Below are 21,130 nucleotides of genomic sequence, written 5' to 3'. Positions count from 1 at the left end.
ATATTTTAATTCTTTATATCACCATTAAAAAATTCCCATTTTTTCTCATTTTCATTGTAAATTTTAATAATTTTTGCAGGAGATCCTGCAATAATACAATTATCCGGGAAATTTTTATTCACTACAGAATTTGCCCCTATAATGCAGCCCTTTCCAATATTTACACCTTGTAAAATACATACATTATCTCCTATCCAAACATTGTCACCTATATAGATAGGCTTTGAGTAAATAGGTCTATTATCTGGTGGAATATCTGGAGAACTCTGAAAATCATTATCGCTATAATTTCCATGATTTAAATCACTTATTAAAACTTTAGATCCTAACAATACATTGTTTCCTATAATTATCTTTTCAGCAACCGCTATATGTACATAATCTCCAATTTTACAATTTTCCCCCAAAATAAGTTTTTTCTTTTCTCCTTGTTCTGTATCAAACATCTCTATTCTACAATTATATCCTGTGCTAAAACCAGAACCATATTTTAAAAACTTCTTACCTCTTACATATATAGGTCTACGTATTAAACGTGCTCCTTTATAAAAGATCTTTGTATATATAAGTGAGATAATATTTTTGTATATTTCTCCAAATCCATATATATTTTTCATAATAAATCTTAAAACTCCTTAATAATATTATTACCATAATAAATACTTATGCCACGCCCTAATTAACTCTAATTTTACCAATAAAACCTTTATATGTTATTTATATAAAAATCTTATATTAATACTTTGAAATTTACTTTATAATTATATTTTTCAATAATATTATTTTCTTTATCGATAAAATACCAATCTTAGCTAAATAATTAGATACTTTATTTTTCTTATTATAATAATGCTTTTCGTAAAATAGCCACATTGAATTAAAAAAATGATTAACTACAAAGTTACTATTTGTTTTACTACTTTGCCCTTTTAGATGAATTGTTTTAACCTTTGGATAATATAAAATATTATATCCTGCTTCGATTATTCTAAAACATAAATCAATATCCTCTGCATGCATAAAATATCTTTCATCTAAAAGCCCAACTTTATCAATTACTTCACGTTTCATAAACATAAATGCTCCTGATATACACTCAACTAAAGTTTGGGTATCTTCATCTATATATGTTAAATTATAAGCACCACAAACTTTATTGCTTGGAAATATTTTATCTAACTTTGTAAAGTGACATATAGAACTTGTTATTGTTGGAAATGATCTTTTACATCCTTTATCTAAATCTCCATTTAAATTTATTAATTTACAGCCTATAGCACCTATTTTCTGATTGTTTTCTTCATAAAAATTAAATATTTCATCAATTGTATTATCTAATACAATTGTGTCTGGATTTAATAATAATATATATTTACCAGTTGCATGCTTAATTGCTACATTATTTCCTCCTGAGAATCCTATATTTTTATCTAACTCAATTAACTTTATGTTTTCCCCCGTTTTTATTATTTTTCCACTTTTATCTGGTGAAGCATTATCTACTACAATAATCTCATAATTAGTTCTTTTAACTGTTTTTTTTATAGAGTCTATACAATTATTTGTCAATTCACCCGAGTTATAATTTACTATTAAAATTGATAAATCTTTCATTAACTATCTCCCTCTACATATTTTTCTCCAATTCCGACCAAACGTTCGTCTTCTACTACAGCGTAACCTAAAAAATTAATTTCTCAAAGTATATATTAATAATTACCAATATTAGTGTCATGTCATATCAAACAACTTTTACTTACTATTACATGACTAACTAACTTTAAATTAAGTATTATTTCTAACTAAACATACAAAGTTAATAAATTGACTTAATCTAATACACAGATAAATTATAGTAAGAATTTAATTTTATCAATCAATTTTCCTATAATCCCTAATATTTTTCTTATTAACTTTTATGTTTTTTAACTCAATCAAAATAATTTATAATAAATTACATACCATTTAGAAAAGTTATTCTAAAATCTTTGAAGGTCCACCTTCACTAACGCCTTCACTTTTTGCTACCTTAAATACTGTCATAAATATTATTTTTATATCCATCCAAAAGCTCTGAATATCCATATATTCTTTATCTAAGGCAACCTTTTCTTCTAGTGGAATCTCATCTCTTCCATTTATTTGAGCCCATCCTGTTAATCCTGGTACTAATTTATGAACCCCAACTTCCGTTCTCATATCTTTTAGATCATACTGATTATAAAGTGCAGGTCTTGGTCCAACTATACTCATTTCTCCCCTTAATATATTTATAAGTTGAGGAAGTTCATCTAAGCTTGTTTTTCTTAAAAACTTACCTACTGGTGTTATAAATATAGAAGGATCTTTTAAAAGGTGAGTTGCTACATTAGGTGTATCTACTCTCATAGTTCTAAATTTCAATATATCAAATTCTTCATTATCTTTTCCTATTCTTCTTTGTTTAAAGAATACAGGCCCTTTTGATGTTAACTTTATTATTATTGAAAGTATTAGTATTATTGGTGAAAAAACTACTATTGCAATAAGACTCATAGTAAAATCAAATATTCTTTTCATCTATACACCTCCTTTTAAGCCTTACTAACAGCAACTTCTGAATCAACTTCTTCTTTTTTGTCTAATCTATTATACGTTGGAACAAATTCTTCAACTTTGCTCCTTATTTCTTCTCCTGTTCCAAATGTGCTTATACTTATAAGCTCTTCTATATTTCTCTTTATATCTTCAAAATCAAAATCTCCAGGTTTACCAATGAAAATTTTCTCATGCTTTGTTTCCGTTAATCCTTCTTCATCCATAAGAAGCTCTTCATAAAGCTTTTCTCCTGGTCTTAATCCAACTATTTTAATATCTATATCTTCAAATGGCTCATATCCTGATAGTTTTATTAAGTTCTTAGCTAAGTCATATATTTTTACTGGTTTACCCATGTCTAAAACAAATATTTCTCCTCCCTTAGCATAAGCCCCTGCTTGAAGAACAAGTTGAGCTGCCTCTGGAATAAGCATAAAGTATCTTGTTATATACTTATTTGTTAGTGTAACTGGTCCCCCTTCTGCTATCTGTTTCTTAAATAATGGAATTACTGAACCGTTACTTCCAAGAACATTTCCAAATCTAACCGCTACAAAATCAGTTTTACTTTCTCTATTTATGGATTGTATTATCATTTCACACATTCTCTTTGTGGCACCCATTACATTTGTTGGGTTAACAGCCTTATCTGTTGAAATTAATACAAATTTCTCTACTCCATATTTATCAGCACACTCTGCTGTATTTAAAGTTCCACCTACATTGTTTTTTATAGCTTCCCCTGGGCTTGTCTCCATTAAAGGAACATGTTTATGAGCTGCTGCATGGAATACTACCTGTGGTCTAAACTCATTAAATATAGAATCCAACTTTTCCTTATCTCTAACTGAAGCTATAATAACTTGCTTTTTAAGTTCTGGATGAGTTCTATTTAACTCCATCTCCAAATCATAAGCATTATTTTCATAAATATCCAAAATCATCAATTCCTTTGGATTAAATAAAGCTATTTGTCTACAAAGCTCTGACCCAATAGATCCACCTCCACCAGTTACAAGAACTCTCTTTCCTTTTAGGTACTTAGCTATTTCATCCTTACCAAGTTTAACTTCTTCTCTTCCTAAAAGATCTCTTAAGTCAACATCTCTCATTTTAGTTAAGTTAACTTTTCCACCTATCATCTCATAAACTCCAGGCATTATCTTCACCTTAACCTTCGTTTCATGACAAGCTTCTATTATTCTTTTCTTTTCATCAGAAGTTATTGATGCTATTGCAATTAAAATCAAATCCACATCTTCATTATCAACAATACTCTTTATATCTTTTCTAGTTCCTAGGACCTTTACTCCATTTATATAGGTTCCAAGTTTACTTCTATCATCATCTATAACTCCAATAGGCTTAAACCCTGCTCCAGTCTCTCTTTTCATTTCGTTAATGACAAGTCTTCCACAAGAACCGGCTCCAACTATTAAAACCTTAGTTTTCTCTTTAACTCCTTTTAATGTTCCATAGATAACTAATCTTCTGTACATTCTAAAAGAAAGTCTAAAACCAATGGTAAATACCATCGTTAAAATTCCTGCTGATAAAGTAACCATCATTGGTATTCTAGGATTTACAAAAAACATAATAAAAACATTTATTAAACAGCCTATTATACAAGCTGCAACACCCTTCATAACCTCATCTAATCCAGCAAAACTCCAAAGGCTTCTATACATTCTAAAGACAGCAAGTAATAAAACATATATAACTACAATCATAGGCATCCATTTAAAATATAAATGCCATTGTTCTGTAGGGATATCTCCTAATACTGGTCCATTAAATGCAAATCTTACAAGCATGCTAAATATATAAGCTATGTTTATAAGAACTATATCAATCAGTAATAATAAAATTCCCTTTATCTTACTTATTTTGGACACTTTTTTCTTTCCCCCTAACCAAATTACTTCAAATCACTTTACTTGTTCATTTTAAGTAATCTAAATCTCAGTATATTAATAAATAAACATAAACACTATAAACTTAAATATAATTCCTTTTTTATAATTTTTTTACATGACAAAGGACAACTTATTACCCTTAAATCAGGTAATAAGCTGCTTTTTCTCTATTTTATTAATCTTTTTTATAATAATGATAATATTTTCCTCTTTGGCTTTCCTCCCCATTAAAAACAGTTCCTATTATATTTGCCTTTACTGCTCTTAATGCTTTAGCTGCCTCAACTACACCCTCTTTTTTTGTGTAACCATACTTTACAACAAGTATTGTTCCATCAACCTTTGTTGAAAGTATTTTTGAATCTGTTACAGCATTAACTGGAGGAGTATCTAGGATTATATAATCATATTTTTCTTCTAATTGAGTTATAAGATGCTCCATAGCCCTTGAAGCTAACATCTCTGCTGGGTTTGGAGGAATTTTTCCTGATGGTAATACATGAAGTCCTGATTCATGCTTGTAAACTACCTTTCCAAACTCAACCTTTCCTAGTAAAAACTCTGATAATCCTACTGAATTACTTATTCCAAACTCTTTATGTACAACTGGTTTTCTTAAATCACAGTCTATTATTATAACTTTCTTTCCATCTGTTGCGAAAGAAAGAGCAAGGTTTGCACTAGTTGTAGATTTACCTTCTCCTGGTTCTGAACTAGTTACAACTATTGATTTTACTGGATTATCAAAAGAAGAATATTGTATATTTGTTCTTAAAGTTCTATAACTTTCAGCTGCAACTGATTGTGGCTTACTTTCTAATATTAACATTTAAACTCTCCTCCTTTTAATTATCCATATCATTATAATCTGGTATTGTTCCTATTATAGGTAAATCTAAAGCTTTTTCTAATTCATCTCTAGATTTAAATGTGTTATCTAAATATTCAAGTAAAAGAACTACTCCAACTCCAACCATAAGTCCTAAAACAAAGGCAATAAGAATATTTAATTTCTTATTTGGACTAACTGGATGTTCTGGAAGCTGAGGAGCTTGTATTATTTGAACATTTCCATTTGGTATAAGTTCCTTTGATTCCTTAATAAACTCATTTGTTATGGCTTCTGTTATCTCTAAAACTTCCTTAGGATTTCCACCCTTAAACTTAAGATCTAAAATCTGTGTATCAGCACTTGGAGTTACTGTTAAATTAGCTAACAATCCTTGTATCTCTTTAGAATTGTAACTTAAATCTGCGTTTTTTGTAGCCTTTGTAACCAAGTCAGATGTTTTAACGATTTCTGCATAAGTCTTCATAAGTTTTTGATACATCATTACATCATTATTATCGTAATTATTGCTCTCTTGTGTCTCTTGCTTACCTATGAAAAGCTTAGTTGTTGCTTCATATTGAGGTTTTATTACAAAAAAACTTAATATTGCCGCAACCAAAGTAGCTGAAAGTGTTATTAATGCTATTAACTTCCATCTCTTTTTCAGGGAATAAGCAATTTCTTGCAAACTTATAGTATTTTCTTCCATGAACCCTCCTACTTTTCCATAAAATTCCTACTTAATATTTCTTAACAAATTAATCTTACTAAACTATAATATAATATTATTTGAAATTCTTAAAGTCTTTTGAATTCTCTACCATGTAAAAATAATCCTATTAAGCCATTCTTTTTTTCATAAAAGAATACATTTACAATTAATTTAATATTAATTATATTTTAAAAATATCCCTTTTTTTTCAAGAAACTTTTTTTACTTTTTCTTGTTATATTACAAAAAAAATAAATTATGGGAAAAACAATTGATTTTTCTCATAATTTATGAACCAACACTCCTAAAATAAACTTATATTCCAAATTAACCCTAAATTATACTTGACTTTTTTCTACAAATATCTCCTTATGTGAACTTTTTGTAAACTTTTCTTTTTACACTTCTAATCCTCTCTATATTCTTGCTATTATATATTAAAATCCATATATGACATGTGTTGAATTTGATTTTCCACATCAGGAATTTTCATATAATCTCCATATAATTTACTTAAATACAAATCAAATTCTTTAGTACCCTTAACTTTCATTCCCTCAAAGTCAACCATTCTTGTTTCAAATATCCATTTTGGCATTAAAAGTTCGCTTCTTCTCCGTCCCATTATGGTAACAAGTTCTGACTTTTCCAAATCATATTTCCTTAGAAGATTCTGTACCTTTTTATGAGTTTTTTCTTTGTTGATAACCTTCTTTCCAACTTTTATAAGAAGCCTTTTCCACCACTCTTTATGTCTATTTTCATCTAAATATGATAGCGTTAATGCATTTTCATAGAAACTAACTTTGCCTATGTGTAATCTTCTTAAAATTCTATTGTTAGGAGTTCCATCTATAGGAAATATATCTACATACACACCTGATCTATATCCACTTGATTCTAAATAATGTTCCACTACAGAAGTATTTTTATTAAAAACCTTAGCAAATACAAAAGGATATACTTTTTCTGATTTATAGCTTAATACTTCCATTTCCATTGGAAGTTTACTTGGTGCAATTTCTAAAAATCTATCAAAATCCTTCCTTTTCATAGATATATCAATATCATCATCCCAAGGAATTATCCCTTTATGCCTTATTGCTCCAAGCAAACTCCCTCTACAAAGCTGATAATCTATATTATTTTCATCACAAACTCTTATTATTTCTTTCAATATATCTAAACTTATTTGTTGTATTCTTTTAAGCTTAGCATCCCTCTTCAAAATACTCTTCCTCCTTACTTCTACCAACCTTCTTCATGATTTTTTTCCCTATAAAAATGATTTCTTTTCTCATAATATACAAAATAAACCCAAGTGAAAGTATTAGTAAAATCCCATTAGCCACCATTCCTCTATTCAAATAAACATATGATACACCTAAAATAATAGGAATATACTTTAAAATTTTCTTAAAATCTATTCTCATGTTTATTCTTCTTCTTAATATATATACTCTAACTATTACATTAACTAAAAATCCTATAAAAATAGCTATGCTTGCTGCATTAACTCCTACTTTACCTATTAGTGAATGCACAACTATTATGTTAACAACACTTCCAATACTAGTAGCTATCATTATGCTTTTATAGTCTCTTATTGCTCCAAAGATCGTTGATAAAAAACTGCTAAATATGCTCATTACACTTGCCAATATACTCCATGGCACAATATCCTTTGCCATAGAATATTCATTGCCTACCATTATAGGAAATACAATGCTTATTAGAGGTAGGCTTAAAATTACCCCTGTTAAAAGCATATTTATATATAAGTTACTTGCTTTTGTGTAAAGCTCATTGTTCCCCTCATCATTCTTAAATGCCATCTCTTGCCAAGCTAAGGAAAAGCAAGTTGTTACCAAACTTAATATAGAAGAGAATTTTGTTCCTATAGCATATAATCCATTTTCATAAGTTCCTAAGGTTACTGATATCAAAATCCTATTATAATTAAATAAAATCCAATAGAATCCTGAATTTAATCCTAGAGGAAGAGCTATTAAGAACATCTTCTTTACCACAGCATAATCAAAATGCTTTAAACTTATTTTCTTTAGGAGCTTTCCCTTTAACTCTATAATAATTATCTGAGAAAATTCTCCTATTATAGCTGCTATATAAAGCGATTCATATCCAAGAGAAAATATATTTAAGAATATTAAATTTAAGCTTAAAGTTATTAAGGTGTTTGATATGCCTGAAATAATATAAACCTTATTTAAGTCAAATCCTCTTATGGAAGCCGAATAAACATTTTGTAAGCAAACAAGTATTCCATAAATATAAACTAAAATTATGTATTTAATAGGAAAAACCTGTTGAAAGGCAAATACTAAAACTGTATATAAAACTGAACACCCTAAAAACACAATAAAACCATTAGTTAAAAACTTTTCCTTGTCCCTTTCTTTATTTACCCCTAACATTTCTCTCATTATAACAGTCCAAATATCTATAAAAATTATAGAAGTCAATAAAGTAACATAAGTCATTGTCAAATCATAAGTCCCATAATCATTTGGACTTATTTTATTTGTATAAAGTGGAACAAGTATAACAATGGATAGTTTATTTAGCACACTTCCTATAAAATAAACGCCAGAAGTTTTAATAAACTCTATCACCTTATTCATTCCATCCCTCCCCCATTAAAATTTATTTAACCTCTTAAATCTTATATTATATATAAGCAATGCTAATGGAATCGAAAAAAAGGTTACTATCTTCTTTGGAGAATTTTTTATTATTCTTTTTTCTTTGCTTAACAAGCCTCCAGCATAATATAAAGAAGCTTCCTTTAATTTTGCTCTTAACCCATAGCTAACCTTAATTCTCTCTTTCTTCAATAAGGTATAGCCTTTAGGATTTTTTATAATAAGCGAAATAACATTTTTTGTATAACCATCATCTAAATACTCACATACATAATATTTTTTATTAGAAATATATAGCTTATAATTTTGGTCTATCTGACTATATATATATCCTTCTCCAAGAAAATTCTCTCCATTTATCTTAGGAAATTTATACTTTTTTAAGATATTAGTTTTAAAAATTAATGCAGTATCTCCTTTTACACCATATTTATCTTCTAATTTACTCAAAGTACTATATTTAATTCCTTTTACCATCTCTTTTCCTATGGTAGTTCCATCTTTATAAATTCTAGGTGCTACTATTCCAGCAACATCACTTCTATTCAAGTACTGAATTTCATCTAGAATATCTTGAACAGCATTTTTAAGTAAGTAGTCGTCAGAATCCACACAAAAGAAAAACTCTGTTTTGCAGTTTTTCACCCCACTGTTATGAGCTATATGCTTCCCTTGATTTTCTTGTTTAATATATTGTATTTCTATTTGATTTTCACCTATCCATTCATTAACTAATTCAGATGTACAATCTTCTGACCCATCATCAACAATAAGCCATATAAATTCCTTATTATTTTGATTAATCAATGATGAATACAACTGCTTTAAAATATATCCCCTATTATAAGTAGGTGTAAATATAGTTAATCTCTTCTCAATATTCACCAATCTTTCTCCCCCTTTATTTTTACTTAAGGTTCTCTTTTTAAACTAATTTTGATTTTAGACAAGTCTTAAAGGATAGCTAAAATCAATACTCTATTAAAACAGATACCTACTTAAATAAAATGCTAGAATATATTTTTAGACTTCCACCATCAAAGGTTAATAACTCTCTAATATATCCTGCAAAAAATAAAAAGCTAAAAAGCAAGAAAAAAGCTATCTTTTTCTTTCTTCCATCCATATACTTTAAAGTATCACCAAATAAAAGTATCATTGGAAATATAAAATTCATGGTAACTCTAGCCATAAAACTATAATTCATAAATATAACAGTTATTGCAAAATATAGCACAACTAGGTTGTAGTTTATTTTCTCTAATTCCTTATCCATTTTGTTAAACTTCTTTATTAAAAACAAGAACATTAACCCCTCAAGTATATTCAAATAGAATGCCATTGTAGAACCCGATGAATAATTCATATATCTTGTTTTTCCGAATAATGAAACTAAGCTCATTATTAAATCAAACATAATATCTGAAAATAAAAATCCTCCAATGCAGACTAGGAGTATTTTTTTTATTTCTACTTTTCTTAAATCAACTCTATTTATAAAATAAACTGGAATCAATACTATGGCTGACAAGTGAAAAAGCATAGAAACAATTATGCAAAGAATATACTTTTTAAAGTTTCTTTTCTCTATAAACTTTATTGCAAAGATAAAAATTACAATAACAAAACTTTGTCTTAAGGCAACGAAGTTGTTATATAGAAACATCTTGTAGAAAAAAAATTGAAGAGTAAAGAATGGATATCTTGAATACTTGTAATTTAGTATCAATATTCCTCCTAGAGTTATAATTGATACAACTATAAACAAGACATGACTATTTTCTGTAAAAGATTTTAACAAACTATTTAATAACGTATATCCACTTTCATACTTATAAAAGTCTAAATTCAATAAATTTATATCTTCCAAAGGAGGTATTGCATCAAAGTAAGCTTTATATTGAAAATAATCGTATCCTCCTAGACCATCTCTTAATCCTGTAAACATAACTAGATATATACATACTAATACGTAAAAAAACCTAAGTTTTTCTTTTTTAACATAAGTTATATTTATTATTGCTAAAACCATCACTATAAGATATATAAACACATAAATAGTCATAACTTCCCCTTGCTCCCTATTATTTACGAAATTAAGTTGTACCTAATTTCCTTAAATATAAATATAAACATTAAACTAAATACCATATCACTTATATATGAATATTTTCTTTATTTTTCTTAGTGCTAAATAATTAATCTTAAATATATTATTTAACCCTCTATTTTCTTTTATCTTTATTCCATCTGAAAATCTTATAGCGCTTCTTTGATTTCTCTTCACATGATTTTCTAATATCTCAAAATCTTTTTCTGAATAAGCATTTATATGCATACATATTGTTATCAATCCTATTGGAAATTCTCTTGGTCTTCCAAATTGCTGAGGAACTAATTTTATTCCACAAATTTCATATGGTGTTAATCCTATTCCATCAGTTATATTTTTAAATCCTAACTCCTTCAAAGCCTTTAATGTATTTATATCAAAGGTATGAGAAGGTGCCATAAAAGTTTCTGTTTCTATTCCATTTTCAGATAAGATTTCTTTTCCCCTTCTTATCCTCTTAAGCTGTTCACAATAATCTTTTCCAGTAAATTCAGATTCCCTTTTGAAACCAAAGTTGCTCTTTAATATACTTTCTCCCTCACTATCTAAAACATGTGTATATCCATGCTGACAAACCTCTACTGTCCCCTGATCTTTTAAATGCTTTATTATTTTCCAAAAATCTTTATTAATCTTTTCTATCTTTAAATCCTCATCATTATTTTCAGGAACAACACCTATTAATGGAACAACCTTGTATTTTGAAAATATACTTATACATCTATTAAAATTACTCCAATTCATATCTTCTGTTATATCATCAATCCTATAAATATATCTAGACTTACATATCATCATAATCCAACTAATTCCCTTAACTATTTTTTCTAAGGCTCTTTGCAAAATTAAGTAGGTCTGAAGAGCTAGCTAAAATCACCTCTTAATTAAAACACCGCCTAAATTTAAAGCCCTGTTTTTAACACTCTCTTAAAACAAAACTTAAATTTAAAGCTCTTTTTTTTACAAGTGTTGATTTTAGATAGGACTGTAAGACCATCTTAATGAGCTATTTAGAGTTTCATTATCTATGGAAAAAGAATAGCGTTAAGAGGCTTTTTCTGTTTGAGCCTTGGCGAGTTTAAAAGCCTTAGCTATTATTTTGGAATAGATAATAGAAACTCTTTGCGAAATTAAGTAGGTCTGAAGGGCTAGCTAAAATCAACACTCCCTAAAAAAACTTAAATTTAAAGCTCTTTTTTCAACTCTGTAATAACTCCCTATAAAGTTTTAAATGCTCTTTAGCTTTATTTTTTATGTCATACCTTTTACAGTGTTCTTTTCCAGAAGATTTTAGCTTTTCATAAAGGCCCTCTTCATTAAAAATCATATCTATTTTATTTTTCAAATCATCAGCCTTATTTTTTTCAAATAACAAAGCTGAATTTCCAACAACCTCTGATAAGCCCTCTACTTTACTTGCTATAACTGGAGTGCCACAGGCCATGCTTTCAATTGCAACCAGTCCAAATCCTTCCCAATTTGAAGAGAGTATGAATACATGGGCTAAGTTCATGAGGTTTGGTACATCTTCTCTTTTCCCCAAAAACTCAACTCTATCTTCAACACCTAGTTTTCTACTTAAATCTTTTAAGTACTCTCTTAACTCCCCATCACCAACTAGGATAACTCTATACTCACTCTCTAACATTGAAAGAGCCTCTATTAAGGTTTTCTGATCTTTTTCTTTTCTAAAAGAACCCACCATAAGCAAGTTTTTATTTTCTTTATTAAAAATTTCTAAGTAACCTTCTTTTTTCAACTCTTCTTTTGATAATTTATATTCCTTAAATTTCTTTAAATCTATTCCATTTTCTAAAAGCACTATTTTATTTTTCATTTTTGGTTGCCAAATTTCTAATGCTTTTTTTGCTCCTCTACTTATAGCAATTATCTTTTTATATCTTCCATAAACAAAATAATCTAACCCTTTAAATAAAATGCCTTTTCTTCTCTTATTATTTGTACTGTGCTCTGTTGTAATAAAAATACTTTTTCTATTGAACAAAGTGATTAAAGCACCATAATACTGTGCATAAGAAAGATGGGTATGAACCATATCATATTCTTTTGAAAGTTTTAATAATTCCTTTATATTACCAAAACTCACATTTTTCCCACTTTTAGCTTCTATTATTTTTATTCCTAAATTTTTGAGTTCAACTTCTAAATAGCTATGGCTTGACTTTAATACATATATACTTATGTCAATATTCTCTTTTAATTCTTTTGTAATACTATAAACTAAAGTTTCAGCTCCTCCTAAGTTCAAACTAGGTATTACATATAATATCTTCATTTACCTATTCTCCAAAATATCCTTTATACCAATTTACAGCCTCTTCTATTCCTTTTTTAAAATCATACTCTGGATTAAAATCTAATAGCCTTTTTGCCTTTTCAATATTAGCATTTGAATGTTTTATATCACCTTTTCTCTCATTAACAAAAGAAGGCTCTATATCCTTTTCTAGTAATACGCTAAGTGTTTCATATAGTGATAAAAGACTTACTCTTCCTCCATAAGCAATATTAAAAGTTTCTCCCCCAATATCCTTTTTAGAGTAACAAGCTTTTAAATTTCCCTCTATTACATTCTCAATATAAGTAAAATCTCTTGATTGAGTTCCATCTCCATTGATAATAGGTGCTTCATTAGTTAAAAGAGCCTTTACAAACTTAGGTATTACTGCTGCGTAATAGCCATCTGGATTCTGCCTTCTTCCAAACACATTAAAATACCTTAAGCCTACAGTATTAAGTCCATAAAGATTTTTGTATAAAAAAGCATACTCTTCATTAGTCTTTTTAGTTAAAGCATAGGGCGATAATACTCTTCCTTCATTTCCTTCAACTTTAGGAAGCCTTTTATCATCTCCATAAACTGATGAAGATGAAGCATATACAAATCTCTTCACTGAAGCTTCTTTACTTGCTTCTAACATATTTAAAGTTCCCTTTATATTTATCTCTTCATATAATAGTGGTAATTCTATACTTCTTGGAACTGAGCCCCAAGCTGCTTGATGAAGCACATAATCTACTCCTTCACAAGCTTTTTTACAAACTTCAAAATCTCTTATATCTCCTTCAATAAGTTGAAATTTATCATTTTCTAAGAAAGTTTCTATATTTTCTCTTTTTCCTATTGAAAAATTATCTAAAACACGAACCCTATATCCCATGTCCAATATTGCTTCACAAAGATTAGAACCTATAAAACCAGCACCTCCGGTTATTAAAAACATGCTATCTTTAGGAAACTTTAAATGCTTATATCCCATATTACTTTTTCTCCCTCTTTAAAATTTCATTAAATATAATTTTTCTCTATTATAATCTCCAATATAAAAAACCATTTTTCAAAAGCTCATTCTTATTTATAATTCCTTTAACATCTATTACTACCTTTTTGCTAATAAATTGTGAAGTTGCTGCAATTTCTTCAAATGAATCCTCTGCTTCTTTAAAAAAGCTTTCTATTTCTAATAAATTTAGTTTCTTGTATTCCCTATGAGGTACAGCTAAAATTAAAGCATCTAATCCTTTTAATTCATGAAGTTCTTTAAGTTCTAGTCCATATTCTGCTTTTAGTTCTTCCTTACTTGCTAGAGGATCTGTTAATATAGGTTCTATTCCATACTCTAAAAGTTCATTTACTATATCAATTACTTTTGTGTTTCTTATATCTGGACAGTTTTCTTTAAAAGTAAACCCTAAAATACCAACCTTAGCTCCATTTATGTGTCTATTTGCTTTGATAAGATTTTTAACTGTATTTTCAGCTACATATTTCCCCATATTATCATTTATTCTTCTTCCTGATAAAATTACTTGAGAGTGATATCCTAACTTTTCAGCTTTATAAGTTAAATAATATGGATCCACACCTATGCAATGTCCTCCAACTAATCCAGGTGTGAACTCTAAAAAATTCCACTTTGTTTTTGCTGCATTTAAAACTTCTTTTGAGTCTATTCCCATTTTATTAAAGATAATTGAAAGTTCATTCATAAAAGCAATATTTATATCTCTTTGAGAATTTTCTATAACTTTGGCTGCTTCAGCAACTTTTATGCTTTCTGCTCTGTACACCCCTGCTTTTACTATAATTTCATAAGTTTTCGCTATATTTTCTAAAGTGTAATTATCCATTCCTGATACTATTTTCACTATATTTTCAAGTCTATGAACCTTATCACCTGGATTTATCCTTTCTGGTGAATACCCAACAAAAAAATCTTTTCCACAAGTCAATCCTGATTCAGCTTCTAATATTGGTACACACACTTCCTCTGTTACCCCTGGATAAACTGTGGATTCATACACAATTATAGAGCCTGATTTCAAATTTCTACCTAATATTTTACTTGCTCCAATAATCGGACCTAAATTTGGAGATTTATCTTCATTTATAGGTGTTGGAACAGCTACTATGTGAAATTTACACTTATTCAGTTCACTTTCCTCTGAAGTAAATATAACTTTTGATTTCTTAATTTCTTCATCTCCAACTTCCTTAGTCTCATCTATTCCTAATTTATATTTTTTAATTTTTTCTTCATTAATATCGAATCCTACTACATTAAGACTTTTTCCAAAGGATATTGCTATAGGCATACCCACATAGCCTAATCCAATTACAGATAATCTTTCTTTTTTCTCAATAAGCTTTTTATATAGCATCTATCTATTTCCTCTTCCATAAACATTATTTTTTCTCTCATTTTCTCTCAAAGAATCATCTAATCCTTTTTCTTTAAGTAAATTTTCAAAAATCTTTAGTTGCTTATAAACCACTTTTTTCTCATCATATAATTGCTCGGCTCTTTTTCTTCCCTGTTCTTTCATATGCTTTAATAACTCTCTATCCTTTTCTAATAGAGAAAACTTTTCTGCTATCTCCTCTGGTGACTTTAAAGGCACTAAAAACCCTGTTTCCCCATGAACAACTTCTTCTCTTGACCCTCGTATATTAGTAGCAATTACAGCACACTCCATTGCCATTGCCTCAATTATACTTCTTGGCATACCTTCCCTATATGAAGGTAAACAGAAAATATCAGTTATGTGCAAAAGTAAATTTATGTCTCTTCTATTTCCCAAGAAATATATATTTTTTTCCTCTTTATACTTTTTTAAAATCTCTTTACACTTTAAATCTCTTTCCCCATTGTCCAAGTCTCCTATTATTAAAAGCTTGAATTTATCCTTGTCCAACATTTTGAAAGCTTCTAAAAGATCTAGAACTCCCTTTTCCTCAACAAGCCTTCCTATAAATGAAATTACAATTTCATCATTTTGTATAATCAAGCTTTCTTTAATACTTTTAACTTCTATTTCTTTTATATTTCTTTTATTAAATATCCCTACTGTATCCACTCCATTGCCAATTTGCAATATTCTATCTTCTCTCAAAAACTTTCCTCTTTTTGCTACTATTGCATCTTCTTCACTTTGGGTAAATATAAAATCAGTAAAAAATTTCCCCATATACTTTTCAATATTGAAACACAACCTATATATATTTTTCTTCATATTTTCATGAAAATAAAAGCCATGTGCTGTATAAACTATGATTGGTACATTTGCTAATTTACCAGCAATTCTTCCTAAAACTGCTGCAATTGGAGTATGAACATGAACTATTTCTGGCCTTTCTCTTTTCAAGATTTTATATATAGCTATTATTGTTTTTAAATTTGAAATTGGATTTATGCTTCTATCAATATTTGTATTTATTAAGTTTACCCCTGAAGTTTTTATTTTTTCAGCTCTATCACCTACTGAACATATTCCTATAACTTCATATCCTTCTTCTAAAGAAATAGCATTTAACCGCCCTAATAAAGTATCCATAGTTGAATCTATTGCACTTATCTGAACTATCTTCATTACTCCTCCTACTTTTAATCTTCTATGAAAATAGCATCATCAAACCTTAATGCTATGAATTTATCCTTAAAATCTTCATTGTATTCTAATTTCTCTCCAATAAGTAGCTTGTATATATTCTTTGCTGAATTTGCTCCTGCCTTGAAACTAATAGGAGCACCTCCTGCAAACCTTCCATTTATCTCTAAAATCTTTATTCCATCACTATTTTTGATACAATCGAAATTAAATTCTCCAATGATTTTCAATTTTCTGCCAAGCTTTATTCCAAGATCAATCAAATCTTTATCTTTAACAACCTTAGCTTTTGTTATTTCTCCAGCACGGTGTCCTATTCTAAGCTTAGGAACAACAGTTATAACATTTCCACTAAAATCATTAAAGACATCAATGCAATATTCTTCCCCTTCAATAAACTCTTGTATTATTGGATTTTTCACATATTCTTTAAAAAATATTAGTTCTCTATAATTTTCAACCTTAAAGTTACTTATACTTGAACTTCCATCTAAAGGCTTTATAAATAACGGAAAGTTTACTTTCTTATTTAATATATCCTCTTCCTTTATTACCTTAGGTACAAGAAATCCATTTTTCTCTAAATACTCACAGGTTTTTTCTTTATTTCTTATAATAGAAATTATTTCTTTATTTCCAACTAATACTTTTGCTCCACTTTCTTTTTCTATTAATTCTTTATTCTCTGAATAAGTTTTAAGCTCTGTATCTAGTGTTGGTATTATTAAATCAACTTCTTCTCTCTTGCAAACTTCAATTATTTCCCTTATAAAATCTTTACTATTTATACGTGGAACCCTATACCCCTTATCTACAAATCTCATTGCAGGAGCTAGATCATCCATATCAACTCCTATTAAGTTTCCACTTATCGCTAAACTTTCTTTTGCCTCTCTAAATGCTTTAACTAACTCAACCCTTCTTCCTACGCTTGAAAATAATATATTTGCTTTCATAATATATTCTCCCTAATTGCTACCAGTAAACCGCTGCATTGTTACCTCTCCACTTTGGTCTACTCCTTCTTTTTTTATTACTTTAAAAAATGTAAGAAATATTATTTTAAAATCTAAAAATATACTCCAATTGTCAACATACCACAAATCTAACTGAAACCTCTTTTTCCAAGTTGTATTATTACGCCCATTTATTTGAGCCCAACCAGTTAAACCTGGTAGAACATCATGTCTTCTAATTTCCTCTTCATTATATAAAGGCAGGTAATCCACAAGTAATGGTCTTGGTCCAACTAAGCTCATATCTCCTTTTAAGATATTTATAAGTTCTGGAATTTCATCTAAACTCAACTCTCTTAATTTATTACCAAGTCTACTTCTTCTTTTTTCTTCTGGTAAAAGCTCTCCTTCTTCATCTCTCAAATCCTTCATAGTTCTAAACTTTATAAGGTTAAATTCCTTGTTATTTTTACCTATCCTTTTTTGAATAAAAAAAACGGGACTTCCCATTCTATTTTTTATCAAAATTGTTAAAATAAGTATTAAAGGACTCAAAAAAAATAATCCCATCATTGCGATTATTATATCAATTATTCTTTTTATATAAATATTCTTCTTAACCATATCAAATAATAAACAACACCCTCTCTATCTATTTTATTGATCTTTAATCACTTACTTTTGTTCTTTGTAATAAGATTTATATCCAGCTGACTTTTTGCTTTCACCATTTAAAACAGTACCTAAAATATTTGCATTTACTTCCTTTAAATTTCTTATAGCTTCTAAAACACCATCTTTTTTACTTTTTCCATGCCTAATAACAATTAATGTTCCATCTACCTTTGTTGAAAGAATTTTTGAATCAGCAACAAAGTTTACTGGTGGTGTATCTAAAATTATATAATCATATATTTTTTTAAAATCTTCTAATAATGTTTCAAGTCTCTTAGATGATAATATTTCTGCTGGATTTGGTGGTATACTTCCAGAGGTCATTATATTTAATCCTGACTGATGTTCATAAATAAAATTTTTCACTTCTTTTTTTTCGTCTATTAAAAAATCTGAAAGACCTGTTAAATTGCTTATACCAAAAATTTTATGAATTTTTGGTTTTCTTAAGTCACAATCTATAAGTAATGTTTTTTTATCAGCATCAGCAAAGGAAAGTGCTAAATTCGAACTTGTAGTTGATTTTCCATCCCCTGCTTCTGAACTCGTAATCAAAATTGTTTTTATTGGATTATCAATAGATGTGTATTGTAGATTTGTCCTAAGTATTCTATAGTACTCCGATGCTACGGATTTAGGTTTATTTTCTAAAATAAGCATGTTCCATCTCCTAAACCTCATCAAAATTTGGTATTGTGCCAATTATAGGTAACTTTGATAAATTTTCTATTTCTTCTCTAGACTTGAATGTTCCTTCCAGATATTCAGCTAAGAAAACTAGCCCCACACTTATAATAAGTCCTCCTAAAAAAGCAATTGAAATTATTTTTACTTTATTTGGACTTATGGGTTCTTTAGGTAATTTAGGTCTTTGAATAATTTTTATATTTCCATTTGGAATTAGATCCTTTGCTTCATTTATAAATGCTTCTGTTATTATCTCTGTTATTTTTAAAGTCTCAAGTGCCTCTTTCCCTTGGAACTTAACCTCTAGTATTTGTGTATCTGTACTTGGCTCTACTTTTAAGTTTTCCAGTATATGCTCTACTTTTTCTTCATCATACTCCATATTCGCATCTTTTAATGATTTTTCTATTAAATCAGGTGTTTCTAAAACTTCAGCATATGTTTTCATCAATTTTTGATACATTGTTATGTCACTACTACTGTAGTCACTCTCTTGAGAATTCACCTCTTGTTTACCTATAAATAACTTGGTCTTTGCTTCGTATTTTGGATCTATTATAAAGAAACTCAATGCTATTGATATCAAAAGAAATGCTATCACTGTAAAAAATATAATTTTCCACCTTTTAAGTAAGCAAAAATACACTTCTTTTAAAGTAAAATTTTCTTCCATATTTCCTCCTACTTTTGATTATTTATATCTAATTTTTAATGTTAAACACCCTATATCTTGTTCACTAATTTTTGTTAATTTAACACTTATATTTCCCCATTTAAAAGAACGTTTACTCCAAGTGTTCTTTACCATATCAATATTTAATTCTTTTCCAACCCAATTTTTATATAATTCAATACTATGATTATCTACATTATCAATACTTCTTAATTCTATTTCTTTTGGTTTAACTCCATTAAATTCTATGTCTACATTGAAATCTAAGTTATCTATTTTTATATTTTCTAATATTTCATATTTATGTCTATTTTTAAATTCTGATTCAACAAAATTGTAATTTCTTTTTAAATATCTCTTGCAAAAAAATCTCCATGACCCTCTTTTTATCTTTTTTCTTCCTATTTTTACTTGTCCCTTACATAAACTCATAAAAGCAAACTCCTCTTTCCCTAAAATTTAACTTTTTAATCATTTTCTTAATTAATTTTGCTTTTCTAATTTTAAATAATAAAATTCCCCTAAAAATTTCATAATAATTTATTTTCATATTATCAAAGATGCTTTTGTAGGTAAATTTAATTCGTTTTACATTTTGTAACATGAAGTATATTATTTTTCTATATTTATACATCTTTTTTGTAACTTTTTAAAATATAATTTAATTTTAATATTAAATTCATATTATTAACATTTTATAAAACGATTAGTAAAATTTTATTCAAAAAAAGTTTTTAGTTTTTTAAATTTAATTGTAATTTAGAGCAATTTTAGATTCGTTAATTTTTAGTAAACAGAAAATACTCTTTAAGCTTTTTCTGTTTTAGCTAGTTTTTATTTTAGATAGAACTATAGGCTTATCTTAATGAGCACTTAGAGTTTCATTGTATATGGAAAAATAATAGCCTTAAGAAGCGAAGCTGTTTGACCGAAGGGAGCTCTGAGCTTTAGCTATTATTTTGAAATATACATATAAAAGCTTTATAAAACTTATAAACAGTATGAAGAGAATATTTAGATGAGCTTTAGAATTTAAGTTATTACGTAGAAGATATTGTGTTAAGAAGCTGAGATTGTTTGAAGCGTAGCAAGTTTCGAAGCTTTAGCAATATCTTCGGAGTAATAACTATAAACTTAAGTAAAATACTATTTTTAAGCTTTTTCTGTTTTAGCTAGTTTTTATTTTAGATAGAACTGTAGGCTTATCTTAATGAGCACTTAGAGTTTCATTGTATATGGAAAAATAATAGCGTTAAGAAGCGAAGCTGTTTGAACGAAGTGAGTTCTGAGCTTTAGTAATTATTCTGGAATAGATAATAGAAACTCTCTGCGAAATTAAGTTAGGTCCGAAGAGATAGCTAGAACTCAAAGCTAAACTAAACTTAGAAAACAAAAAAGAGCCTAAAAGGTTATTAT

Annotated in this window: 20 protein-coding genes; all 20 read right to left on the bottom strand. The window is 28.1% G+C overall.

Annotated elements, in window-relative coordinates:
- Window positions 1–5 precede the first annotated feature (5 nt).
- The gene (locus ACQZHJ_RS03300; protein WP_430484120.1) at window positions 6–617 is read right to left on the bottom strand and encodes a DapH/DapD/GlmU-related protein; all 612 of its coding nucleotides are present in this window, start codon (window positions 615–617) and stop codon (window positions 6–8) included.
- A 133-nt stretch (window positions 618–750) separates the two neighbouring features.
- A complete protein-coding gene (locus ACQZHJ_RS03295; protein ID WP_430484119.1) occupies window positions 751–1,614 on the bottom strand; it encodes a glycosyltransferase family 2 protein in 864 nt (287 codons plus the stop codon).
- A gap of 360 nt (window positions 1,615–1,974) precedes the next feature.
- Window positions 1,975–2,559, bottom strand: a complete 585-nt coding sequence (locus tag ACQZHJ_RS03290; RefSeq protein ID WP_430484118.1) for a sugar transferase — start codon at window positions 2,557–2,559, stop codon at window positions 1,975–1,977.
- Between the two features lie 14 nt (window positions 2,560–2,573).
- Window positions 2,574–4,472 (bottom strand): polysaccharide biosynthesis protein, encoded by a 1,899-nt coding sequence (locus ACQZHJ_RS03285; RefSeq protein ID WP_430484117.1) that lies wholly within the window; start codon window positions 4,470–4,472, stop codon window positions 2,574–2,576.
- A 196-nt stretch (window positions 4,473–4,668) separates the two neighbouring features.
- The gene (locus tag ACQZHJ_RS03280; protein WP_430484116.1) at window positions 4,669–5,322 is read right to left on the bottom strand and encodes a CpsD/CapB family tyrosine-protein kinase; all 654 of its coding nucleotides are present in this window, start codon (window positions 5,320–5,322) and stop codon (window positions 4,669–4,671) included.
- Between the two features lie 16 nt (window positions 5,323–5,338).
- Window positions 5,339–6,034 carry a YveK family protein gene (locus ACQZHJ_RS03275; protein WP_430484115.1) on the bottom strand — a complete coding sequence of 232 codons (696 nt, stop codon included), beginning with the start codon at window positions 6,032–6,034 and terminating at the stop codon, window positions 5,339–5,341.
- Between the two features lie 433 nt (window positions 6,035–6,467).
- Window positions 6,468–7,265: a LicD family protein gene (locus ACQZHJ_RS03270; RefSeq protein ID WP_430484114.1), complete on the bottom strand. Its 798-nt coding sequence runs from the start codon at window positions 7,263–7,265 to the stop codon at window positions 6,468–6,470.
- A complete protein-coding gene (locus ACQZHJ_RS03265; protein WP_430484113.1) occupies window positions 7,249–8,679 on the bottom strand; it encodes a lipopolysaccharide biosynthesis protein in 1,431 nt (476 codons plus the stop codon). The genes ACQZHJ_RS03270 and ACQZHJ_RS03265 overlap by 17 nt, the downstream gene beginning before the upstream one ends.
- A gap of 15 nt (window positions 8,680–8,694) precedes the next feature.
- Window positions 8,695–9,585 carry a glycosyltransferase family 2 protein gene (locus ACQZHJ_RS03260; RefSeq protein WP_430486856.1) on the bottom strand — a complete coding sequence of 297 codons (891 nt, stop codon included), beginning with the start codon at window positions 9,583–9,585 and terminating at the stop codon, window positions 8,695–8,697.
- Window positions 9,586–9,694: 109 nt separating this feature from the next.
- Window positions 9,695–10,765, bottom strand: a complete 1,071-nt coding sequence (locus ACQZHJ_RS03255; RefSeq protein ID WP_430484112.1) for an EpsG family protein — start codon at window positions 10,763–10,765, stop codon at window positions 9,695–9,697.
- A gap of 87 nt (window positions 10,766–10,852) precedes the next feature.
- A complete protein-coding gene (locus ACQZHJ_RS03250; protein ID WP_430484111.1) occupies window positions 10,853–11,656 on the bottom strand; it encodes a DUF2334 domain-containing protein in 804 nt (267 codons plus the stop codon).
- A gap of 355 nt (window positions 11,657–12,011) precedes the next feature.
- Entirely contained in the window at window positions 12,012–13,109 is a 1,098-nt protein-coding gene (locus ACQZHJ_RS03245) for a glycosyltransferase (protein ID WP_430484110.1), read from the bottom strand.
- A 4-nt stretch (window positions 13,110–13,113) separates the two neighbouring features.
- Window positions 13,114–14,094: an SDR family oxidoreductase gene (locus ACQZHJ_RS03240; protein ID WP_430484109.1), complete on the bottom strand. Its 981-nt coding sequence runs from the start codon at window positions 14,092–14,094 to the stop codon at window positions 13,114–13,116.
- Between the two features lie 49 nt (window positions 14,095–14,143).
- Window positions 14,144–15,496 carry a nucleotide sugar dehydrogenase gene (locus ACQZHJ_RS03235; RefSeq protein ID WP_430484108.1) on the bottom strand — a complete coding sequence of 451 codons (1,353 nt, stop codon included), beginning with the start codon at window positions 15,494–15,496 and terminating at the stop codon, window positions 14,144–14,146.
- Entirely contained in the window at window positions 15,497–16,705 is a 1,209-nt protein-coding gene (locus ACQZHJ_RS03230) for a glycosyltransferase family 4 protein (protein ID WP_430484107.1), read from the bottom strand.
- Window positions 16,706–16,719: 14 nt separating this feature from the next.
- A complete protein-coding gene (locus ACQZHJ_RS03225) occupies window positions 16,720–17,679 on the bottom strand; it encodes an ATP-grasp domain-containing protein (protein ID WP_430484106.1) in 960 nt (319 codons plus the stop codon).
- Window positions 17,680–17,691: 12 nt separating this feature from the next.
- Window positions 17,692–18,303 carry a sugar transferase gene (locus tag ACQZHJ_RS03220; RefSeq protein ID WP_430484105.1) on the bottom strand — a complete coding sequence of 204 codons (612 nt, stop codon included), beginning with the start codon at window positions 18,301–18,303 and terminating at the stop codon, window positions 17,692–17,694.
- A 51-nt stretch (window positions 18,304–18,354) separates the two neighbouring features.
- Window positions 18,355–19,014: a CpsD/CapB family tyrosine-protein kinase gene (locus ACQZHJ_RS03215; RefSeq protein WP_430484104.1), complete on the bottom strand. Its 660-nt coding sequence runs from the start codon at window positions 19,012–19,014 to the stop codon at window positions 18,355–18,357.
- Between the two features lie 10 nt (window positions 19,015–19,024).
- Window positions 19,025–19,714 (bottom strand): YveK family protein, encoded by a 690-nt coding sequence (locus tag ACQZHJ_RS03210; RefSeq protein ID WP_430484103.1) that lies wholly within the window; start codon window positions 19,712–19,714, stop codon window positions 19,025–19,027.
- 18 nt (window positions 19,715–19,732) lie between these two features.
- Complete coding sequence (locus tag ACQZHJ_RS03205) at window positions 19,733–20,146, bottom strand: hypothetical protein (RefSeq protein ID WP_430484102.1); 414 nt, start codon at window positions 20,144–20,146, stop codon at window positions 19,733–19,735.
- Window positions 20,147–21,130 lie beyond the last annotated feature (984 nt).

The organism is Clostridium sp. B9 (genome assembly GCF_050509515.1).
Lineage (GTDB): Bacteria > Bacillota > Clostridia > Clostridiales > Clostridiaceae > Sarcina.
The sequence above is the reverse complement of the archived record's forward strand: the minus strand, read 5'-3'. Positions and strand labels throughout refer to the sequence as shown.

Bases quoted from the DNA above. Each gene is read 5' to 3' on its own strand.
- ACQZHJ_RS03290 (WP_430484118.1), bottom strand. From the start codon at position 2,559: ATGAAAAGAATATTTGATTTTACTATGAGTCTTATTGCAATAGTAGTT.
- ACQZHJ_RS03280 (WP_430484116.1), bottom strand. From the start codon at position 5,322: ATGTTAATATTAGAAAGTAAGCCACAATCAGTTGCAGCTGAAAGTTAT.
- ACQZHJ_RS03215 (WP_430484104.1), bottom strand. From the start codon at position 19,014: ATGCTTATTTTAGAAAATAAACCTAAATCCGTAGCATCGGAGTACTAT.
- ACQZHJ_RS03235 (WP_430484108.1), bottom strand. From the start codon at position 15,496: ATGCTATATAAAAAGCTTATTGAGAAAAAAGAAAGATTATCTGTAATT.
- ACQZHJ_RS03275 (WP_430484115.1), bottom strand. From the start codon at position 6,034: ATGGAAGAAAATACTATAAGTTTGCAAGAAATTGCTTATTCCCTGAAA.
- ACQZHJ_RS03230 (WP_430484107.1), bottom strand. From the start codon at position 16,705: ATGAAGATAGTTCAGATAAGTGCAATAGATTCAACTATGGATACTTTA.
- ACQZHJ_RS03240 (WP_430484109.1), bottom strand. From the start codon at position 14,094: ATGGGATATAAGCATTTAAAGTTTCCTAAAGATAGCATGTTTTTAATA.
- ACQZHJ_RS03245 (WP_430484110.1), bottom strand. From the start codon at position 13,109: ATGAAGATATTATATGTAATACCTAGTTTGAACTTAGGAGGAGCTGAA.
- ACQZHJ_RS03210 (WP_430484103.1), bottom strand. From the start codon at position 19,714: ATGGAAGAAAATTTTACTTTAAAAGAAGTGTATTTTTGCTTACTTAAA.
- ACQZHJ_RS03220 (WP_430484105.1), bottom strand. From the start codon at position 18,303: ATGGTTAAGAAGAATATTTATATAAAAAGAATAATTGATATAATAATC.
- ACQZHJ_RS03255 (WP_430484112.1), bottom strand. From the start codon at position 10,765: ATGACTATTTATGTGTTTATATATCTTATAGTGATGGTTTTAGCAATA.
- ACQZHJ_RS03205 (WP_430484102.1), bottom strand. From the start codon at position 20,146: ATGAGTTTATGTAAGGGACAAGTAAAAATAGGAAGAAAAAAGATAAAA.
- ACQZHJ_RS03295 (WP_430484119.1), bottom strand. From the start codon at position 1,614: ATGAAAGATTTATCAATTTTAATAGTAAATTATAACTCGGGTGAATTG.
- ACQZHJ_RS03300 (WP_430484120.1), bottom strand. From the start codon at position 617: ATGAAAAATATATATGGATTTGGAGAAATATACAAAAATATTATCTCA.
- ACQZHJ_RS03225 (WP_430484106.1), bottom strand. From the start codon at position 17,679: ATGAAAGCAAATATATTATTTTCAAGCGTAGGAAGAAGGGTTGAGTTA.
- ACQZHJ_RS03265 (WP_430484113.1), bottom strand. From the start codon at position 8,679: ATGAATAAGGTGATAGAGTTTATTAAAACTTCTGGCGTTTATTTTATA.